Origin of the sequence: Sphingobium sp. HDIP04 (assembly GCF_000445085.1) — a bacterium.
GTDB classification, from domain to species: domain Bacteria; phylum Pseudomonadota; class Alphaproteobacteria; order Sphingomonadales; family Sphingomonadaceae; genus Sphingobium; species Sphingobium indicum.
Genome location: NZ_ATDO01000142.1, coordinates 102520 through 121774 on the forward strand (window position 1 = coordinate 102520; position 19255 = coordinate 121774).

Below are 19255 nucleotides of genomic sequence, written 5' to 3' on the forward strand. Positions count from 1 at the left end.
AGTTTCATTTTTAAGGATCATCGAGCAGCGGCGTGCTGAAGCCTGCTTTCAAGATAGGACAGGACTTCAGAATAAAGGCAGGGCCCTTCATGGCTCGGCATGCCTGACTTGCAGCGGTCTATGTGTGATGCGGCGCTGGCCTTGTCGTCCTTGGAGAAGGAGAGTTCTGCCATAAGTGCAGAATGTGGCCAGCTACCCGATAATGCTGCACGTTCGACATGTGGAAAATACTCAAGGAGATTGTAAGCGCTAAGGGTTTTCGCGGTAAAAATGCGGAAAATCTCGCTCAGGGAGCCACTTGCGTACCGATCAAGGAACAAACGTTCCAGAAAATCGGTGCTGCCTGAAAATTCATTATTCATCACGAGGAGGCAAGACAAAACGATATGATATAGTTCATTGTCCGGATCGAAATGAATGGCATTCTTCATTGCATCGATAGATGCGCTTAGATCACGATTATGCCTCCCATAAAAATAAGAATACCAATATCCAAATGATGTTTGAAGTTTATTATATATATAAGCGTTTTCCTCGAGGTCCTTTATGGATATTTCGTGTTGTTCTTTCGCATTGAACAGTTCGTGGGGTGACACGATGCTGCCGCCGCCTATCCAAGAAGCCTGTCGTGCAAAGCCGCTCGACCCTCCGAGAATCTTACCGAACCTCGACAGAAGAACAAGATCGTACATGGCCTTCTGATGCCGCTCCATTTTGGCGATCTTTTCGGCATTGAGTTTGTTCGAGTTGATGGCAGGGCCTACTTCGGCAAGATATTCAATCTGTTCTTCGTCCTGGCCAAAAAGATAAACGCTGTACCCGTCAGCGACGAACTTGCGGATCATTGCCTTTGCGATAGGGATGGTTAGTCCCTTATATGTATAATGAAGATATTTTCTATAATCCGAGTAAAAAACGTCTCCGCTTCTCAAGTGGACGGCGACGGATTTTTCTGGGATACGAGTCGTCTTGGCGAGATCAATTGCCTCATTGATTTCCTGTGAAAATTCGATTTTTTTGAATGCCTCGGATGGGCTGGTATTGCGCAGGACATCGGGCGCGTTGGAGATGTGATCAGAGAGGGCTGTGCGGGGCGCGTTCACTCCTCCTTGGGTGCACAATGTCCATTCAACTGCCGATAGCTCGTGTTTCGATTTATCAAATTCCCATGCACCCCTAGTCTGATCCAGGGGAATGTGATATTTCGATATGAAATCTGGCGAGAACATACGATCAACTGGCATGATCGCATGAAAATCATTATCAACGAGACTATTGCTCCACGAAAATCGGAACGGTGTCTGGAAAATATTACTCAGTCTTATTGCGTTGATAAGCGCATTGAGTCGCTCACCTAAGCCATCTGATCTGCGCGCCACAAAAAGGGGCGAACGGAATTTGGAATATATGCGTGCGTTTACTTCGATATGATGCAAGTGAAAGGATAGCTGTTCGCTCAGGCGCAAGCGTATGTAGCGGGCTTGAATCATCCCGCTGCAAGGGATTTCAAAACAGTCGGACCAGTAAACCAAGCCGCTATGTAGCAGAATCCAGTTATTTCCATCGTGAGAAGCTTCTACGATGACGGTTCTGGATCTATATTGATATCCACCCTTTCTATTGAAAATTCTTATATTTTCAACACGGTGAATATCATGAAGGTCTAATTCAAGATATGGGAAATCACTTCCGGGTGTATGGAAAGAGAATTCTCTGCCATTATCCTTCAGAACGTCAACATTATCTGTTGACGTTGACCACTTTGATACACTGCCGATTTTTGCAGTCTTTCCTTCAGATACATTCATTACTTTGTAGGACTGCATCATGCGTATAATACCTTGGGATACGTACGGAAATTGACCTGCAGATTGATCTACAGAGATTTAAAGCGTCGTTTCTGCGAGGGGCGAGGCCGAACCTGTTGAAGCGTTCATATTGCGGCTAGTGTCCGGAAGCACGGCATTTCGAAAATTCGTGACGGCACGAGCCTGATACTCGGATGCGCTAAAAGAATAGGGCCTTCCGCCTCTTTCGAGGAAAGCCAGCATGCCATGTAGCAATCCTTCCTCGCTATTCTCGACCAATTCGCCATATGCCTCGCTCAGCACGCCGCGGTTGCCGTCGATGTCTGTGGCGATAATGGGCTTGTTCAGCACCATCGCCTCCAACAAGACCATAGGCTGTCCTTCATGATTGGATGGCAGAATAAAGCAATCGCCGGCATTCAGGGCCGGGAAAGGGTTCATACGCAGGCCAGCCAGCTTTATGCTTTTGCCGACGCCCAGCTTGCCGATCAGAAGGCTTAGTTCCTGCCTTAGCGGCCCATCCCCAAGTATGACCAGTTTGGCATCGGGATGTTGCTTCACGACGGCTGAAAATGCCCGGATCAATTTGGCGTGATCCTTTTCGGGGGACATGCGTCCCAGGCAGACGAAGGTGCTGTTACCGCCGAACCAGGGTTTGAGATCGTCGTCCAGCGGACCCTGAGACAATGAGGCGATATTTGCGATATCGATAGTGTTATCGCAGCTGATGAATTTGTGCGTGCTTATGTCATATTCCTGACTGAGCCGCTCGAGATTGACCTGGTTCATCGTGCGAGAGACGGAAACAAGATGGTCATATCGGTCGTAAATCTGGAAAAGCTTATGCAGATAGGGAAGCCTTACATCACGTTCCCCGATCATGTCGTTGTGCAGGTATATGGTCTTTTGCACTCCTTCGGGCGCGGCAGCGGCGAGGGCAGATGTTACTGCGTTGTAGCCCTCAAAATTGACGAAGGCGTCGTGTTTCAGGTTGCCAAGTACGCGTTTGTATTCCCGTTGGTAGCCTTGCCAATAAACCGACCACATCTCTTCGCTTTCCAGCCTCTCTTTTGTATTAAAGCGCTGGTGTGTCCAGATTTCCTCTGGTGTGAGTACCATTTTACCTATGTGTGCGATGCACTTGACGTAAGCGGGCATCGTTTGAAACTTCTCGATTCGGGTCGCGTCAATTTCGATCTTGGCAGGATCGAACAGCATCGAGACCTGAATATCCTGGCTCTCTAGGCTAGGTAAAAGGTTGAGGCATGATGATGTGATCCCGTTCGAGGGGAACATGCCATTGTACATCACGATCGACTGGCGCGGGTCGTCGTAGCGCGTGATAATGGACTCCTCTGACCCAAAGAACAGAAAATCTACCGCACGCCGGGTGGCATTTCCGTCCTCGAATGGGCAGAAGCGGGCAAGCGCCTGTTGATATGCTGGATCGTGCTTCAAGGACTGCCCAAGTGACTGCGAAATCGCTTTGCGAACCTCCTCTATCCCTCTGCACAGGGTTCCGGGAAGCTCTGCCATGTCAAAATAGAAACCGCGTCCTGTCGTGTATTCCTCTAGATCATATGCGTAATAAATAATTGGTCGACCTGCAGGAAGAAAATCGAACAGAATGCTAGAGTAATCAGTTATTAGGACATCGACAACCGATAAAAGGTCGCATGTATCAATGGAATGTCGAGCGATTGAAACTGGAATAGCTAATCCAGACAGTGCAGATTCGGCAAAATAGTGTCCTCGGAAAACGATCTGGTATTCGTCGCCAACCATCGCCGACACATCAGCAGCAACCCTGTGACTGTCAATCTGCTGATCACTTATCCTCCCACGCCACGTCGGTGCATAGAGTACGATCGGTTTTCCGGCCGTTAATCCCAACTCTTTCAGAACTTGTTGTTTCCGGCCTTCATCTGCATTGACGACCTGGTCGATACGAGGATAGCCCGTTTCGGCGATTTTTCCAGCATATACCCCGTCAACGTCATGGCGTTTGATCAACACATCGCTCGTGTGCTGGTTAGGGTTCAGTAGGTGCGTCGCATGCAGGAAGTTCCGGGATATATTGCCGTGCGCCATGAACTCGTTCTTCACGTCCTTACCCATACCTTTTAACGGCGTACCGTGCCAGGTGTTCAGATATTTTTGACCATCGCGGCGGATGAACCAGTGAGGGAAGGTGGAGTTGTTTATCAGATATTCGGCAGTAGCCAGGAAACGTCTATAGGCATCGCAGTTACGCGGGATGAAAATGACGTTGTCCCTATCGGCATATTCCCTCGGGATTCCTGACGGATCATTGATCGCCCATATGTGCAACCAACCGGCGAATTCGGGCCGATCTATAATGTAACGGAAAATTGCGTAGGGGTTGCACCCGATCGATCCTGCCAGGAAGCTGTCGTACAATATCACGTCTTTGCGGATCGGCAGCGTTTCAAGATACTCGCAGTATTCCATCAAGGCCTTAGTCTCCTTGTTGGATTCGTACTTTGTCGTATCGACGCCGTAAGGGCGCTTCAATATCCGTGAATTGCGGAATGCTTCGCAGGCTTCCTCATATTTGCCGCGCCGTGTCAGCAATCCCCCCAGGTCGCGATGCCATGCGGGCCGGTGATCGGGGCTCATGTCTAGCGCCAATCGGTAGGCCTGAACCGCCGGTTCCAGCTGGCCCTGCATTTCCAGAAGCTTTGCTTGCGCGTGAGCGTGACTGGCGCGCCTGTGGATGGCCGATTCCTTGCTCTTGCGGGAAATTCCGGCGGCATACGCATTGGCCGCCTCCGTCAATCCCTCGGCGATGCGATGGAAGCTGGCGTTTGCCGGCAGGGCATCGTTTTGCGCCTGCGGAAGCCACTGGACATAAAAGGCCGGCCCTGATGCCTTGAAGGCTTCCCACGAGGGCTTGCTGGTCAGCAGATAGGCGGAGCAGGCCTCCACATGGGCACCAGCTTTTTCGAACACGTAACCGCAGCGATAATACCAGTAGGCACGGTGCTCTGCTTCCATGTCTGCGCCTGTACGATAGGCGCCAGCGGCCTCCCGCCATTTTTCCTGCCGTTCCAGCACGAAGCCAAGCCTATAATGCCAATAGGGGCGATCAAATTGCTGGGATAAAGCGACGGAATATGCGTGTTGCGCCTTGGCCCATTCGTAGCAGCGGTCCTGGGCAAAACCCAGCTTGAACCAGAGTTCGGGATTGTCAGGCTTCTGCGCCGCAGTGTCAGCATAGGCATCAGCGGCATCCTTGTACAAGCCGCGATTCTGGTGAAATACGCCAATCCCGAATTTGGCAGAATTGAGCTTCTTGTCTCGTTTTTGAGCGGCGTCATATGCCGCCTTGGCCTGTTCCTTTTCCCCTGCCAGTTCCAGCGCATAACCATGGCGATAATGCCAATCGGCTGATCCGTCCTTGATCGCGAGGGCTTCGGCAAAAGCGGATGCGGCGTCGGCATGGCGGCCCATCCTTTCAAGCGCATCGCCTAGACGAAACGGCAGATCTGCATTGTCAGGCGACTGCTTCGCTGCGTCCCTGAGGATGTCGGCGACCTGCCAGATCCGCCCCTGCCGCTCGACGACGTTCACCAGCGCCATCCGGTAATTCAGGGCATCCGGGCGCTGCAATATCAGCGCGTGATATGCGTCTTCCGCAGAAGCCCATAGGCTGTTCCGCACCGCATATTCGCCAATGACGCTCAGCGTGCTTTCATTGAGTTGGTGCGCGGCAAGGACCGCGCGGCAAGCCTCCACAAACAGGTGCCCTTCTTCTGCGGTCAGGGGTGCCAATGTCCGCACCGTCACCGCTTCAGGGGCAGCCTGATATTGCACGCAGTGGCGCTTCATCGGGTTTTCGAGGTGGGAGCTATCCCTGTTTTCCATCACCCAGTGCCAGATAAAATCATAGGCCTTGGGCGAAGGGCTTCGCAATTCCTGCCAGCCATGCTGTGCAAAATGGAATAACGGGTTCAAACCCGCCTGCGCGACATCCGGATTGTTGGTGAGATAGAAACCTGAATCGAACCAAGGGTTTGGAGCGAAGCGATTGGCCGCCCCATGCCGGATGTAATGATCAAGAGGATCCATGCCCTCAGGCAACTGCACCTGATATCGCTCTTGGTAAAAATGGGCGTCGAACAGCCCTGATTGGTCAAGCGCGCTGCGAAGGTTCGCCATGCGGCGATCAGCTTTTGGGGCAGTCACTTTTCTAAATGCGCGAACTGAAGGAAATACCGCGTATTTCATGTTTCCCCTGAATTATACCCGTTGGCTAGCCTGGAACCTGATAGGGCGAAACGCATACACCGTTTGGGATGGGCGGCAAATGCTTCCCGTGCCTGAAAATAGGATGGAAGCCAAGGCTATCGGGCGCCGATGCTGAAGGGCGAGTTGGGTGTCAGCCAGGACTGCGTCCCAGAAGCGCCAGCGCGGAATCAATACAATCGTAAGCCGACCTATTGTCCATTCCTGAAGGCCGATGCTAAGGCGTGCCACCGTCATTGTCGCAGCTTTGAGATCATCAGCGATGCAAGTGAAGAATTCGATATATCTAGCTCTGCTCGCTGGACTCGCGGGATGTGCCACGCTGCCTTCAAATGGCCCTACTGGTGGGCAAGTCAGGAAAACGGCGCTTTCTCCAGATAATGGATCTCCTATCCAGCTGGTTCCAATCCAGACGATCGCGGACGTGCCGAACCCGGACGCGGCTGTGTCACCGACGGCCTTGCTGCCTGAGCTTGCGCCACCGCCGACTGACATGATCGGTCCCGGCGATATCCTTGACATCAATATCTATGAAGCGGGCGTCACATTATTCGCCAATGGTGGTGGCGCGGCCGGACTGAACCAGATAGCGGCGAGTCCCGGCGTGCAGGTTCAAAAGCTGCCACCGACACGGGTCGACGATCTGGGCGACATCACCATTCCCTATGCCGGAACACTGCATGTGGCGGGAATTACCACCGGCGAAGTTGAGGCAATGATCCGCAACTCGCTGGCCCGCCTGTCGCAAAATCCGCAGGTGATCGTGACGCTAAGCCAAGCCATCACCAATTCGATCATCGTTGGGGGGGAAGTGGCAAGGCCGGGTCGGCTCGTACTGCAGACGAACCGGGAGACCCTGTCCGATGTGATCGCCCTTGCAGGCGGTTATCGTGGAGAGGCCAAAGATTTGTTGGTCCGCATTGTCCGGGGTGAGCAAAGCGTTGATGTGCGCATCAACGATCTTATTGAAAATCCCAATCTGGACATACGCGCCTATCCTGGCGATCGGCTGATGTTGATCGACGACCCTCGGACGTTCTCTGTCTTGGGGGCTTCCGGGCGGGTCGAGCAGGTCCCCTTCCGTCGTTCGACGGTTTCTCTTGCGGAGGCGATTGCTACCGCAGGCGGTGTTAATCCTGGCATCGGCAATCCCGCAGCCATCTTTGTGTTCCGCTATGTCCGAGATGGACAGGGCAATGAGGTGCCGAAGGTCTATCATATCAACATGATGAAAACAGGCTCCTACTTCTTCGCGCAGCGCTTTGCCATGCGGGATAAGGACGTGCTGTACTTCGGCAACGCAGCGGCCAACCAGCCCAGCAAGCTCATTCAGTTGATCAGCCAGCTCTTTTCTCCGATCTTGACGGTGACGAGCGCGGTGCAGACGGTGCAGAACAGCAAATGAGGTTTTAGCGGGTGTTATCGCCACCCGATTTCTATATGAGGTGGGAAGATGGAGATAACTTCCTTCGATATCGTCGGCCTCAAACTAATCACTCCCCGCCATATCGGGGATGAGCGCGGCTATTTCACCGAAACCTTTCGCGCCGATCTGTTCGCCCAGCACTGCGGGAATTGGACGTTTGTTCAGGATAATGAATCCCGTAGCGTCCGCGCGGGCACTATCCGCGGCCTCCATTTTCAGAGCGAGCCGCACGCCCAGGGCAAGCTGGTCCGCTGCACTGCCGGCGCGCTGTTCGACGTGGCGGTGGATATCCGTCAGGGATCGCCCACTTTTGGTCAGTGGGCCGGGGAAACACTGACCCCCGCAAATGGCAAGCAGCTCTGGGTTCCGCCCGGTTTCGCCCATGGCTTCTGCTCGCTCGAGCCCAATACGGTCATCTGCTACAAGGTGACCAGCCATTACAGCGCTGAGTGCGACAAGGGGCTACACTGGGACGACCCGGCGATCGGCATCCAGTGGCCCGACGTTTCCGACCCTGGAACCCTCTCGCCCAAGGACCGGCAGCAGCCGCTACTGGCCGAGCTTCCCGCCTATTTCACCTGGAGCGAATGACCCATGCGCGTGATTGTCACTGGCGGCGCCGGCTTCATCGGTTCGGCTCTTGTTCGCTATCTGGTGCTGGAAAAGGATTATGAGGTCCTCACCATCGACGCCTTGACCTATGCCGGGTGCGAGGCTTCGTTGAAGGCTCTCGAGGGCAAGGCCAATCACCGTTTCCTCAAGGCCAATATCTGCGATCGAGCCGCCATGGATAAGGCGATCGCGACCTTCCGGCCCGACCACATTATGCATCTGGCGGCGGAAAGCCATGTCGACCGGTCAATTACCGGGGCGGCTGATTTTATCGAGACCAACGTCGTAGGCAGCTTCACTCTGCTGGAGGCGACGCGCGGCTATTGGAATGGCCTGACCGGCGCCGCCAAGGACGCTTTCCGCTTCCTCCACGTTTCAACCGATGAGGTGTACGGCTCGCTGGGCGATGATGGGCTGTTCGATGAAACGACGCCCTATGACCCCAGTTCGCCCTATTCGGCGTCGAAGGCCGCGTCCGATCACCTCGCCAAGGCTTGGGCTCGCACCTACGGGCTGCCGGTGGTCGTATCCAACTGCTCGAACAATTACGGCCCCTATCATTTCCCAGAAAAGCTGATCCCGCTCACCATCCTAAACGCGCTCGCGGGTCGCCCGTTGCCGGTTTATGGCAAGGGCGAAAATGTCCGCGATTGGCTCCATGTCGACGACCATGCCCGCGCGCTCAGCCTCATCATAGAAAAGGGCGTGCCCGGCGAAACCTATAATGTTGGGGGTCGTAACGAACGGCGCAATATCGATGTTGTGCGCCGGATCTGCGCCGTGCTGGACGAACTCGTGCCCACCGATGCACCGCACGAGGGGCTGATCGAGTTCGTAACCGACCGCCCCGGCCATGATGCGCGCTACGCGATCGATGCAACTAGGCTGGAAACCGAGTTGGGTTGGCGCGCACAGGAAAATTTCGACAGCGGGATCGAAAAGACGGTGCGCTGGTACCTCGACAATGAGTGGTGGTGGAAGCCGTTACGGGATCGTTATGATGGTCAGAGACTGGGACTTAACGCCGCGCCTGACGCTGCCGGAGTGGTTGCGTGAGAATTGCGGTCACCGGCAAGGCGGGCCAGGTCGTCACCAGCCTGATCGAGCGCGGAGCCGCCGCCGGGCATGAAGTGATCGCGCTGGGCCGGCCCGAACTGGACCTTGCCGAACCTGCGTCTGTCGCCCGCGCGCTGGAGGCAGCCGCGCCTGACGCCATCGTTTCCGCCGCTGCATACACCGCGGTCGACGCGGCGGAGAGCGAAAGCGACCTCGCCCATGCGGTCAACGGCGCGGGCGCGGGCGCGGTGGCGCAGGTGGCAAAGACGCTGGGCGTGCCGCTGGTCCATATTTCGACCGACTATGTTTTCGACGGCACGCTGGACCGTCCCTATGTGGAGAGCGACCCGACGGGGCCAACCGGCGTTTATGGCGCGTCCAAGCTGGCGGGCGAGCAGGCCGTGCTGGCCGCCCATGGCCACAACAGCGCGGTGCTGCGCGTGGCCTGGGTTTACAGCCCCTTCGGCGCGAACTTCGTGAAGACGATGCTGCGTCTGGCAGGTGACCGGAACGAGGTGTCCGTGGTCGGCGATCAGCATGGAAATCCGACCAGCGCGCTCGACATCGCAGATGGCGTCATCCGAGTGGCTACCAATATGGTATGCAATAGCTATCCCGAACTGCACGGCATCTTCCACATGACCGCAAGCGGGGAAGCCAGCTGGGCGGATTTTGCCGAGGCCGTCTTTGCCGCATCGGCTGCGAGGCTCGGCCCCTCTGCCCAGGTTAGGCGGATCACCACGGCCGACTATCCGACCCCGGCCAAGCGGCCCGCTAATTCACGGCTCGACTGTAGCCGAATCGCGAAGGCCCATGGCGTGGTTCTGCCGGATTGGCGTCAATCGCTGGAAAGCGTGATGGCCCGCCTGCGTTCTGCAGTCTGAACTGACTACCAAAGGGGACGACATATGAAGGGTATCATCCTTGCCGGTGGCAGCGGCACCCGCCTGTACCCAATGACGCTCGCGACCTCGAAGCAGCTGATGTCGGTCTATGACAAGCCGATGATCTATTATCCGCTGAGCACGCTGATGCTGGCGGGGATCCGCGAGGTGCTGATCATCTCCACCCCGCGCGATGTGCCCGCTTTTCAGGCGCTGCTGGGCGATGGATCGCAATGGGGCATGAGCTTCGAATATGCCGAGCAACCAAGCCCCGACGGTTTGGCGCAGGCCTATATCATCGGCGCAGATTTCGTTGCGGGGCAGCAGTCGGCGCTGATTCTGGGCGACAATATCTATTATGGCCACGGTCTGCCCGAACTCCTCGCCAGCGCCTCATCACGCAGGGAGGGCGCGAGTGTCTTTGCCTATCATGTGAATGACCCGGAGCGGTATGGCGTGGTTAGCTTCGATGAGTCAAAAAGGGCCATCAGCATCGAGGAAAAGCCGGTGCAGCCCCGGTCCAATTGGGCAGTTACCGGCCTCTATTTCTATGATGAGCAGGTGGTGGGCATCGCCGCTGACCTTGATCCGTCGCCGCGCGGCGAACTGGAGATAACCGATGTCAACCGCGTCTATCTGGAACGCGGGCTGCTCAATGTAGAGATTATGGGCCGCGGCTTTGCCTGGCTGGACACTGGGACGCCTGACAGCATGCTCGATGCGGCTGATTTCGTCCGCGTTCTGGAAAAGCGCCAGGGTTTTAAGATTGCCAGCCCTGAGGAAATTGCGTTCCGCCAAGGGTTTATTGATGTGGTCGAACTGGAACAGGCGATCAATAAGCTCGGCAAATCGGCGTACGCCCGCTATCTGCAAGGATTAATGTCGAACGCTCGACCTTGACTAATGCATGCGCCATCGCAACCTTCGGCGGTATGACGCCGATAGAACGCGCTGCTCGCGCGCTTTGTAAGCTCGATGGCTATGCCGAGGACGGCGAACGCGAGGGCAAACCCTTGTGGCGCAGCTATCTGCCACAGGTTCAGGCTGTGCTGGACGCGATCGAGGAACCAAGCCCGCGCATGACGGAGGCAGGGGCAACGGTCATCCAATATGTCGGCCCTGAGGAATCGCAATCAGCCTATCAGAGCGAAGCGGCAAATGTCTGGCGTTTTATAATCCACGCGATGCGAGAGGATTTCTCTACCAAGGCCTAAGGCGAAGTGGACTTGTAACGGTTTTGTGCCGGTCACCTATCTCATTATGCCACCTTAGCCTCAAAGGCGAGTGGGCTGATGCCGCCCAGATATGAATGGCGACGCCGGGAATTGTAGAAGCCGTTGATGTACTGGAAGATGGCAGCTGTGCCTGCGGGTCGGACCGACTTGATCCCGTTGATCCGCATCAGCCGCCCTACGCGACGCTCGCCGACATTGATCCCTGCGTCCTTCAACTCCATCGTCATCCTCGGACGACCATAGCTGCCGAGGCTCAGGCTATATTGCTCCCTGATATGGGCGAGAACCTTCATATCCGTGCGCTCCCGGCGACTGATCGGGCGTGAGCGCCAGGACCGATAGCCGCGCTCGCTGACCTGCAAGACACGGCACATCAACTCCACCGGCCAACGATGCCGCCAACTGTGCACAAAGGCGAGCCCATTGCTCATCCGTCAGTCTGTCCCGGTCTCGCTCCAACATCTGGCTGATCTCCAAAAATCAGCCTTGAATCAGAACTCTACCCAATTGGAAATCCTCCAATCGTTAAATCCTCACTACAACCTAGCGTAAAGATTTCCCTCAAGAAGCCTTCGGCACCGCGTTCGCTTGAAAACTGGGACCAGCCACCTCTGCTATTCGGCGAGCACGAGGCAACCGCCAACCAAGATACATGGGAAAGGACCATGGTGAATGGCATCGCCATGGAGACCATACGGCAAAGGGTCTTCCGTGACGTTAATGCCGTGTCGTTGGCTTTCACGGTAATACGCATTGCGCTCTTTTCCTTTTTTCCTGTCCGCTATTCCGCTAATGCAGCATGGCATGCCATCAAACGAGTCAGATGCTTATCCAGCCACAGCTCTCGGCCTCTGGTTGAAGCTGCGTGTCCATGTCGATGCCTTCATCGCCTCACCTCGCGGCTACGCAACAGCCTCCTGGTGGCGCTTGCGCCGCAAGCGGCTGCGCTCCCGCGGCCAGTTCGCGCGACTCCTGGGGAACTCGCGCAGAGCCTATGATATGTGGATGCTATTCGAAGAAAGCATCGATGCCGTAGGGGATGACGATGCAGGGCCGCCGATTCTGGCTCTTGTCAAGATCGGGTCAGAGGAAAAGGAACTCGAGACAACCCTTCGTAACCTATCGGCTGAAAACGTGCCTGCATTAGTAATAGGTTCCAAGGACATACCTTCCCTCACGGAAGCAGCTCGGCAAATCAACTGGAACAGCCATCCTTGGTTGCTGCCCATGGTGGCTGGCGACCGGCTCGCGCGGGGTGCGGTTCAAGCTTACCGTAATGGGACTGCCGGCACGCGGGCGCAGATCGCATATGCAGATGATGATCTTCTGGACGTAGGACGACGTCGCACCTCGCCGCACTTCAAGCCGGACTGGAACAGTGAACTGTTTCGGCATTTCGACTATCTGACGGGAGCCTGCATCTTACGTTCCACGCACGCGGAACTCGAGGGACTCGCCACCGCCGCAAATTGGGCGCGAGAGCTCGTGGTGCGTAAAGTGGCGGAAGGAGAGCCCCTCCATATCCGAAAGATTCTGCATCATCGCCGGGTGCGCCCCCGCCCCCAGATTCCCGCTGTTCCTAGTGCAGTGCGGGAGGAACTTCCCTCCATGACTGTCATTGTGCCGACTCGTAACCGAGTGGATCTGCTGCAAACATGTCTGAACGGACTCTCGACGACCAACTATCCCGATTTCGAGGTGATCATCGTCGACAATGACAGCGATGATCCGCAGACACTTTCCTTTCTCGATGCCCTTGACCCCGCACGTTATCGAGTGCTGCGCCACGAAGGCGCATTCAACTATTCCGCAATCAACAATCGCGCCGTCGGGGAGGCGCGCGGACGCCTCTTGTGCCTGCTCAACAATGACATCGAGGTCATCGAGCCCACATGGCTGGAAACAATGGCTGCCCAGGCCTTGAGGGATGATGTCGGCGCTGTAGGAGCGCGGCTCTTGTATCCAGATGGCCGCATTCAGCATGCCGGGGTGGTGATCGGTGTCGGCAATGCGGCAGGTCATGCCCATCGTCTTCTGCGGCCCGATGAAGAAGGCTATTTCCATCGTCACACAGTGCCGCAATTCACCTCAGCCGTGACGGCCGCCTGTCTGGTCGTATCTCGCAACCGCTTCCTTGCCGTCGGTGGTCTCGACGAATATAATTTCCCTGTCGCTTTCAATGATGTGGATCTTTGTATGCGGCTCAACAAGCGAGGCTGGCAGTCCCTCTACGAACCGCGTGCAACGCTTATTCATCATGAATCGGTTTCTCGCGGTTTCGACCGTGATCCGGCAGGCGCAGCGAGGTTCGCTGCTGAACTGTCGGCGCTCCAACGAACATGGCGAACGGCCGAAGTCATAGACCCATTTCATCACCCCGAACTCAGCCGTTCAAGCGAACGTTTCGTGGTCAGGCTGTAGAGCGTCGTGTCTGCCGCGGCTTCCAAACGGCTGGCTTTACCGCGAGTGACGCTGTGCGCAGTCACCTCGGTCAATGTGAAGGCGACCTTGCGCGCGCTCGAATCATGTCTAGTGCAAGTCGATTTTGCTGCTTGCAAGCTATTTACCGACACCCTCATTAAGTCAGATCATCCCGCAATCTCGATTGTGCCTATCCCGCGCCTGAACTCCTCGGCAGCCTATTCGAAATTCATTCTGTCGCAGCTTGTGCATTATGTAGCCACTTCGCATTGCCTTGTGACGCAGTGGGATGGGCATGTGCTCGATGCTGCGCGTTGGCGCGCTGAATTCTTGGATTATGACTATATTGGCGCGAGTTGGCCCCAGTTCCGCGACGGGAACAATGTTGGCAATGGTGGCTTTTCTCTGCGAAGTCGGCGCTTGATGGAAGCCTGCCTGAATGTGCAGTTCCGCGCCTCCCATCCCGAAGATCTCGCCATCGGACGCGTCAATCGCAGCTGGCTGGAGAACCAGGGGATGCGCTTTGCGCCGCATGCGCTTGCTGACCTTTTCGCGACAGAAAGGAGCGGGGATCTGGGAAAAAGCTTCGGCTATCATGGCGTGTGGAACATGCCTCGCGCGATAGGGACCGATGCCTTTTGGCGGGTTTACCAGGATCTTGATGACCGTGGAACGATAAAGCATGATTTCCCCAGCATCCTGAAGGATGTCGGACATGGCAACTGCGGCTCCTTGCGCGCGCTGAGGATGATTATGGATCATTTGGGCGATCGCATGAGATCAAGGAAAAGCGTGGCAAAGCTCGGCCTGAAACCATCCGGCAAAAGGCATTATAATCTGTGAGCAACCCCCTCCCCGGCCTACCGCTGATCGAATCCCCGCTCTTTCCAATGCTCAAGGCGGAGCAAGAACTAACTGCCCAGGAGGAGGAGATCGCCATCACCCTCCATGAAAAAGGCTATGCCGTGTTCGAGTTCCCCGACTCGAACCTCGATGCGCGCATTGATCGGATCAAACGTAATCTCTCACCTCGTTACGGTGTCGACTTCGACAATCCGCAAAGCGACAAAACCACAGGTGAACGCCGTATACAGGACGCTTGGACTTTCGACGAGGATGTGCGCGCCATAGCTGCCAATGCGGCGGTCCTAGACCTTCTGAGCAAATTATATGGCCGCCGGGCCTTTCCGTTCCAGACGCTGAACTTTCCGGTTGGAACGCAGCAGGACGTTCATTCGGATTCCGTGCATTTTTCAAGCCTGCCTGAGCGTTTCATGTGCGGCGTTTGGCTTGCGATGGAAAATATTGGTCCCGACGCGGGACCATTGTTTTACTATCCCGGATCGCATCGTTGGCCAATCATGACGAACGCACTAATCGGCAGACAGGGATATGGTGCTGATCTTGATTCAGCCCAGGAACCCTATGGAGCTGCATGGCAGGCCATGTGCCAAGCCCATGATGCGCACGCAGAAACCTTCCTGGCGAGTAAGGGACAGGCACTGATCTGGTGCGCGAACCTCCTTCATGGTGGCAGTCGTCAACATAATGCGAGAATAACGCGATGGTCACAGGTAACACATTATTACTTTGACGACTGCATTTACTATACGCCCGCCTACTCCGACGAGGTGATTGGGCACGTACATCTTCGTCATCCTATTTCCATCGATGATGGCCACCCTCGCCCAAACAGCTATTTAGGGGAAAAGGTGCAAGACCCATCCAGCGAACCGGTCAAGCGAGCCTCGGTCAGGCATCGCTTTATGAAAAGATTCCGAGGGTAAGACCGAATTTCCCTTTATCTAGTGATATAGCGATATTACCTGTAATACACGTTGCAAACCGTAGACAGAGATGGACTTTGGTCAAACCCTATAAAATCGTAGCAAAGATTTTTTTTGGCAAGAAAGTCAAAGGATTTGACGCGAAATTCTACCTTTCTCACTATAACGACGTTCACAATGTAAGAACTTCTTGGGGCGCGGTAAGGCATTATGTAAAATTTGGAATTTCCGAAGGCAGATTCCCGAATAGACGTCGTTACTTAGAATATGCAGAATCTGAGACAAGCGATCTTCGTCTAAATTTCGATCCAGTAGCATATAAATTCTACAACAGAGACCTTCAAAATCGGTTTGAAAACGACGAAGAATTATTCGGACACTATGTCCGTCATGGACATAGGGAAGGTCGGCGGTGTTCCTTCCTAGAAAATGACGAATATGAAGTTGCCATTCCCGACGAAGAAAAGTGGAAATCCATTTTTTCTGTTCCAGATTTTCTCGCTTGGTGCGGCGATGAACTCGATTTCCTTCCCACCTCTCGCGAACAAGCTTTGGAATTATTCGAGTTTTATGGGATACCCAAACTGTGTCCTATCAGTTTCGACTACGCCTTTGATGCGGAATATTTTCGAAATTCAAAAGTGATTGAAAATCTTATCAACCTGTCCGATGAGGATTTGTATAGATTTTGGCTGACGGAGGGGTTTCCAAAAGGCATCGCGCCAAACGCGCCCATTTTCCTCGCCCCCTATCTGGGTGGCCTCCCATATCCCTTAGCATTTGACTGGGTTAGCTTTGCCAGAAAAACAAAAATCTCACCGGCAGCCACCCGAAGCGAAGCACTCGTCGCGCTTTTCAACGAGCATGCCAACACGATCATCCCCCACGCAGATTTATTAGGGCAGGACGCCCCCTGGTTGCTTGAAAGGATCGGCCGCCGGGCCTTGGAATCAGGAGACATCCGCAAGGCAATCGCCTTGCTACAACACTCACTATCCCTATCCCCTAGCGCGGAAACTCTATGCACCCTGGGGGATGCATATGGCGGCGCTGGCAACGAGGCCAGGGCGCTGGAAGCATTTTTGGCGTCAACAATGCATGACAGAGCGCCGCTGAGAGCTTTTCTACAGGCCGCCGGATGTCACGCAGTTCGAAAGGAGTTCTCCGAAGCCTTCGCGGTGCTCCGCAAGGCCTATCCTCTCTGGCGACAGGTGGTCGACTTTGAACGCAAGCTCGACGATGTGATAACGCAATATTTCGACAGCAGCAGCGCTGAAGCTCACGAACTATACAAACACAGCATCGAGCATTCCGATTTTGCATCAAGAAAATCGGCTGATCGTCTACTGACAGAAACTTTGGATGAAATCCGGAGCATTTATCTAGAAATGGGAGATTTCCCTAGCAGTTTCGAAAATAATCCAGACGGATATGTGTCTGTTTTAGCGAACGATGATATTCGCCAATGCACACACTACCGTGTTGAACAAAAAAAGTATCAATTCCAAAAGGCGGGGATCGAGCTAAGAATCTTCTCACATTCGGACGTTCAAGGTTTTATTGATAGTTTGATTGGCGCTCGATCTGCTATTTTCTATCGCGTTGCAGCCACCCCAGATATACTAAAGGCAATTCTACTTTCAAATAGCTTGAACATCGACACATATTACGAGATCGATGATTTAATCTTCGACGCGGATCATTACCCTGATCCATACCCCTCCTTTGAAGGTCAGATTTCCCTCAGCGATTATGCAGGGTTGCAATTTGGTGTCCCGCTTTTCCGCTATGCCATGCAGATGTGTAGGTCGAGCATCGCCTCTACGCCCGCACTGGCGGAGAGAATGCGCCTTGCGACCGGGAGCGACACCAGCATCGTTATCCGCAATGGACTAGATGAACGTAACAGCGACACAATCATGATCGGAAGCCATCCTCTCCGAAAGGATGGGCGGTTACGCCTCTTCTATGGATCAGGTACGAAAGCACACAACGCCGACTTCAATAATCTCCTTGGGCCGGCTCTAGTCAATCTGATGCACAGATATCCCGGCGTCGACCTTGTCATCGTGGGTCATCTGAAGCTGCACCCCGAACTAAGTCGCATGACCGAGAGGGTGTTCAACTACCCATTCACACCGGACATCAAGGCATATTGGTCCTTGCTCGCGAGCTGCGATGTAAACCTGGCTGTTCTAGCACCCGGATTGACGGCTGATTGCAAGAGCGAAATCAAGTGGCTGGAAGCTGCCGTACTCCAGATACCATCTGTCGTCAGCGCCACAAGAACATATTGCGAGATCATTGAGCATGGTGTCGATGGCTTTGTGGTTAGCTCCACCGAAGATTGGTATGACATATTGCGTCTGCTGATCGAGCAGCCGGACCTGCGCAGGCAAATCGGCCATAGGGCCCGAACAAAGGCATTGCGGGAATATAGTGTTGAGCAAGGCGCTCGGACGATCGCGGCCACTTTCGGGAATAAGGGTATTGCCACCCGTTTGCCGGGGCAGAGGCGCCTGCGCGTTCTTATCTGCAATGTCTTCTTCGCCCCGCAGAGCTATGGGGGCGCAACAAGGGTTGTGGAAGATAATGTTCGCACCTTCCAGGAGAGATACGACGAACTCGAAATTGGGATATTCTGTTCGAACGAAAGCGCCGCGCGAACTGGCAGCCTGAAACTGGGATCGGAAAACGGCATTCCAGTCTATCGGCTCTCTACACCGCGAGAGCCCCATATGGATTGGCGCCCCTTCAACGATGATCATGCCGCCCCCTTTGAAAGCGTACTGGATCATTTCAGACCTGACCTCATCCATTTCCACTGCATTCAACGCCTGAGTGCAACGATCGTAGAGGTCGCCCTAAAACGGCAAATTCCTTATTTGGTCACACTGCATGATGCGTGGTGGATTTCCGACTACCAGTTCCTGGTGGACGATGACGGTCTGTTGCGTACGTCAGGGACCGATATTCTGGCGGACTGTGCCCAAAGCCGCAATCCGATCGCTTCCATCGATAGGCGTCAGCGGCTTCGCACTCTTCTTGCCAAATCAGAAGCAAATCTGAGCGTGTCGGAACCATTCGCCCGAATATACCAGAATGCAGGCATCGACAGATTGCGCATCGTCGAAAACGGGGTTCCGCACATCGACCGTGTTGCCCATTCGCCCCGGCATGATGGCCGGGTGGCTCTCGGGCACCTGGGAGGCCGATCCGCACATAAGGGCGCCGCGTTGATCGAGGCCGCACTGCGTAAAGGCCAGTTCAAGAACTTGCACCTGACGATGGTTGATGGAACTCTCCCACCCGGCCAAGCAGCGGACACTTTCTGGGGCACCACCCCCGTCACACTGACGGCACCCTACCCCCAATCGCAGATGGGACAGCTCTATAGTCGCTTGGACGTACTTCTGGCGCCTTCCACATGGCCGGAAAGTTTTGGACTTGTAACGCGTGAAGCGCTGTCCAGCCACGTGCGAGTCGTGGCATCCAATCTCGGCGCCATCGGCCAAGGCATTTCAAATGGGCTAAACGGCTGGCTTATCGACGTTTCCACGACCAAAGGACTTACTGAAGTCCTCAGGATCATCGATTCCGCCCCCCAAAAATATCGTTCGCCAATCGCCGAGCCCCATACCCACTTACGGGGAACGGACGAGCAAGCGGCTGACCTTCATGCACTTTATCATGAGATCGCCGACGTGCCACCGGGACGACGCATTGCTCCGGAAGCATAATCGCCTGCAGATAAATT

General features: G+C 54.8%; 13 protein-coding genes and 1 pseudogene. 10 read left to right on the plus strand and 4 right to left on the minus strand.

Annotation, left to right across the window (positions count from 1 at the left end; translation table 11 throughout):
* Positions 1-17: 17 nt before the first annotated feature.
* Complete coding sequence (locus tag L286_RS48200) at positions 18-1829, minus strand: discoidin domain-containing protein (RefSeq protein WP_084498575.1); 1812 nt, start codon at positions 1827-1829, stop codon at positions 18-20.
* A gap of 57 nt (positions 1830-1886) precedes the next feature.
* A complete protein-coding gene (locus L286_RS46660; RefSeq protein ID WP_084498576.1) occupies positions 1887-6059 on the minus strand; it encodes a CDP-glycerol glycerophosphotransferase family protein in 4173 nt (1390 codons plus the stop codon).
* A gap of 280 nt (positions 6060-6339) precedes the next feature.
* Between L286_RS46660 and L286_RS0125125 the strand changes: the two genes are divergently transcribed.
* Genes L286_RS0125125 through L286_RS46685 form a run of 6 tightly spaced genes read left to right on the plus strand, consistent with a single transcriptional unit; the run spans position 6340 to position 11269 of the window.
* A complete protein-coding gene (locus tag L286_RS0125125; RefSeq protein WP_031293658.1) occupies positions 6340-7482 on the plus strand; it encodes a polysaccharide biosynthesis/export family protein in 1143 nt (380 codons plus the stop codon).
* Positions 7483-7530: 48 nt separating this feature from the next.
* Complete coding sequence (rfbC, locus tag L286_RS46665) at positions 7531-8094, plus strand: dTDP-4-dehydrorhamnose 3,5-epimerase (RefSeq protein WP_021224099.1); 564 nt, start codon at positions 7531-7533, stop codon at positions 8092-8094.
* Positions 8095-8097: 3 nt separating this feature from the next.
* Complete coding sequence (gene rfbB / locus L286_RS46670; RefSeq protein WP_021224100.1) at positions 8098-9171, plus strand: dTDP-glucose 4,6-dehydratase; 1074 nt, start codon at positions 8098-8100, stop codon at positions 9169-9171.
* Positions 9168-10055 carry a dTDP-4-dehydrorhamnose reductase gene (gene rfbD, locus L286_RS46675; RefSeq protein WP_021224101.1) on the plus strand — a complete coding sequence of 296 codons (888 nt, stop codon included), beginning with the start codon at positions 9168-9170 and terminating at the stop codon, positions 10053-10055. The genes rfbB and rfbD overlap by 4 nt, the downstream gene beginning before the upstream one ends.
* A gap of 24 nt (positions 10056-10079) precedes the next feature.
* Positions 10080-10955, plus strand: coding sequence for a glucose-1-phosphate thymidylyltransferase RfbA (gene rfbA, locus L286_RS46680; protein ID WP_031293660.1), 876 nt, complete (start codon positions 10080-10082; stop codon positions 10953-10955).
* Positions 10956-10987: 32 nt separating this feature from the next.
* Positions 10988-11269: a hypothetical protein gene (locus tag L286_RS46685; protein ID WP_021224103.1), complete on the plus strand. Its 282-nt coding sequence runs from the start codon at positions 10988-10990 to the stop codon at positions 11267-11269.
* A 44-nt stretch (positions 11270-11313) separates the two neighbouring features.
* On the opposite strand, the gene L286_RS49885 is transcribed toward L286_RS46685, so the two are convergent.
* A complete protein-coding gene (locus L286_RS49885) occupies positions 11314-11451 on the minus strand; it encodes an IS3 family transposase (protein WP_443215363.1) in 138 nt (45 codons plus the stop codon).
* A pseudogene (locus L286_RS0125130) lies at positions 11428-11664 on the minus strand (IS3 family transposase); the annotation flags it as partial. The pseudogene L286_RS0125130 and the gene L286_RS49885, both read right to left, overlap by 24 nt.
* Positions 11665-12094: 430 nt before the next feature.
* Here L286_RS0125130 and L286_RS48205 point away from each other — a divergent pair.
* From L286_RS48205 to L286_RS46705, 4 genes are all read left to right on the plus strand, one after another.
* Positions 12095-13711 carry a glycosyltransferase family 2 protein gene (locus tag L286_RS48205; RefSeq protein WP_084498584.1) on the plus strand — a complete coding sequence of 539 codons (1617 nt, stop codon included), beginning with the start codon at positions 12095-12097 and terminating at the stop codon, positions 13709-13711.
* 6 nt (positions 13712-13717) lie between these two features.
* Positions 13718-14554: a DUF5672 family protein gene (locus L286_RS0125135; protein WP_238559353.1), complete on the plus strand. Its 837-nt coding sequence runs from the start codon at positions 13718-13720 to the stop codon at positions 14552-14554.
* The gene (locus L286_RS46700) at positions 14551-15498 is read left to right on the plus strand and encodes a phytanoyl-CoA dioxygenase family protein (RefSeq protein WP_037493740.1); all 948 of its coding nucleotides are present in this window, start codon (positions 14551-14553) and stop codon (positions 15496-15498) included. The genes L286_RS0125135 and L286_RS46700 overlap by 4 nt, the downstream gene beginning before the upstream one ends.
* Positions 15499-15575: 77 nt before the next feature.
* Positions 15576-19238: a glycosyltransferase gene (locus L286_RS46705; RefSeq protein WP_152522361.1), complete on the plus strand. Its 3663-nt coding sequence runs from the start codon at positions 15576-15578 to the stop codon at positions 19236-19238.
* Positions 19239-19255 lie beyond the last annotated feature (17 nt).

Excerpts from the sequence above, each read along its gene's own strand:
- L286_RS48205 (WP_084498584.1), top strand. The coding sequence starts at position 12,095 with ATGCCATCAAACGAGTCAGATGCTTATCCAGCCACAGCTCTCGGCCTC.
- L286_RS0125125 (WP_031293658.1), top strand. The coding sequence starts at position 6,340 with ATGCAAGTGAAGAATTCGATATATCTAGCTCTGCTCGCTGGACTCGCG.
- rfbA (WP_031293660.1), top strand. The coding sequence starts at position 10,080 with ATGAAGGGTATCATCCTTGCCGGTGGCAGCGGCACCCGCCTGTACCCA.
- rfbB (WP_021224100.1), top strand. The coding sequence starts at position 8,098 with ATGCGCGTGATTGTCACTGGCGGCGCCGGCTTCATCGGTTCGGCTCTT.
- rfbC (WP_021224099.1), top strand. The coding sequence starts at position 7,531 with ATGGAGATAACTTCCTTCGATATCGTCGGCCTCAAACTAATCACTCCC.
- L286_RS46660 (WP_084498576.1), bottom strand. The coding sequence starts at position 6,059 with ATGAAATACGCGGTATTTCCTTCAGTTCGCGCATTTAGAAAAGTGACT.
- L286_RS46685 (WP_021224103.1), top strand. The coding sequence starts at position 10,988 with ATGACGCCGATAGAACGCGCTGCTCGCGCGCTTTGTAAGCTCGATGGC.
- L286_RS48200 (WP_084498575.1), bottom strand. The coding sequence starts at position 1,829 with ATGATGCAGTCCTACAAAGTAATGAATGTATCTGAAGGAAAGACTGCA.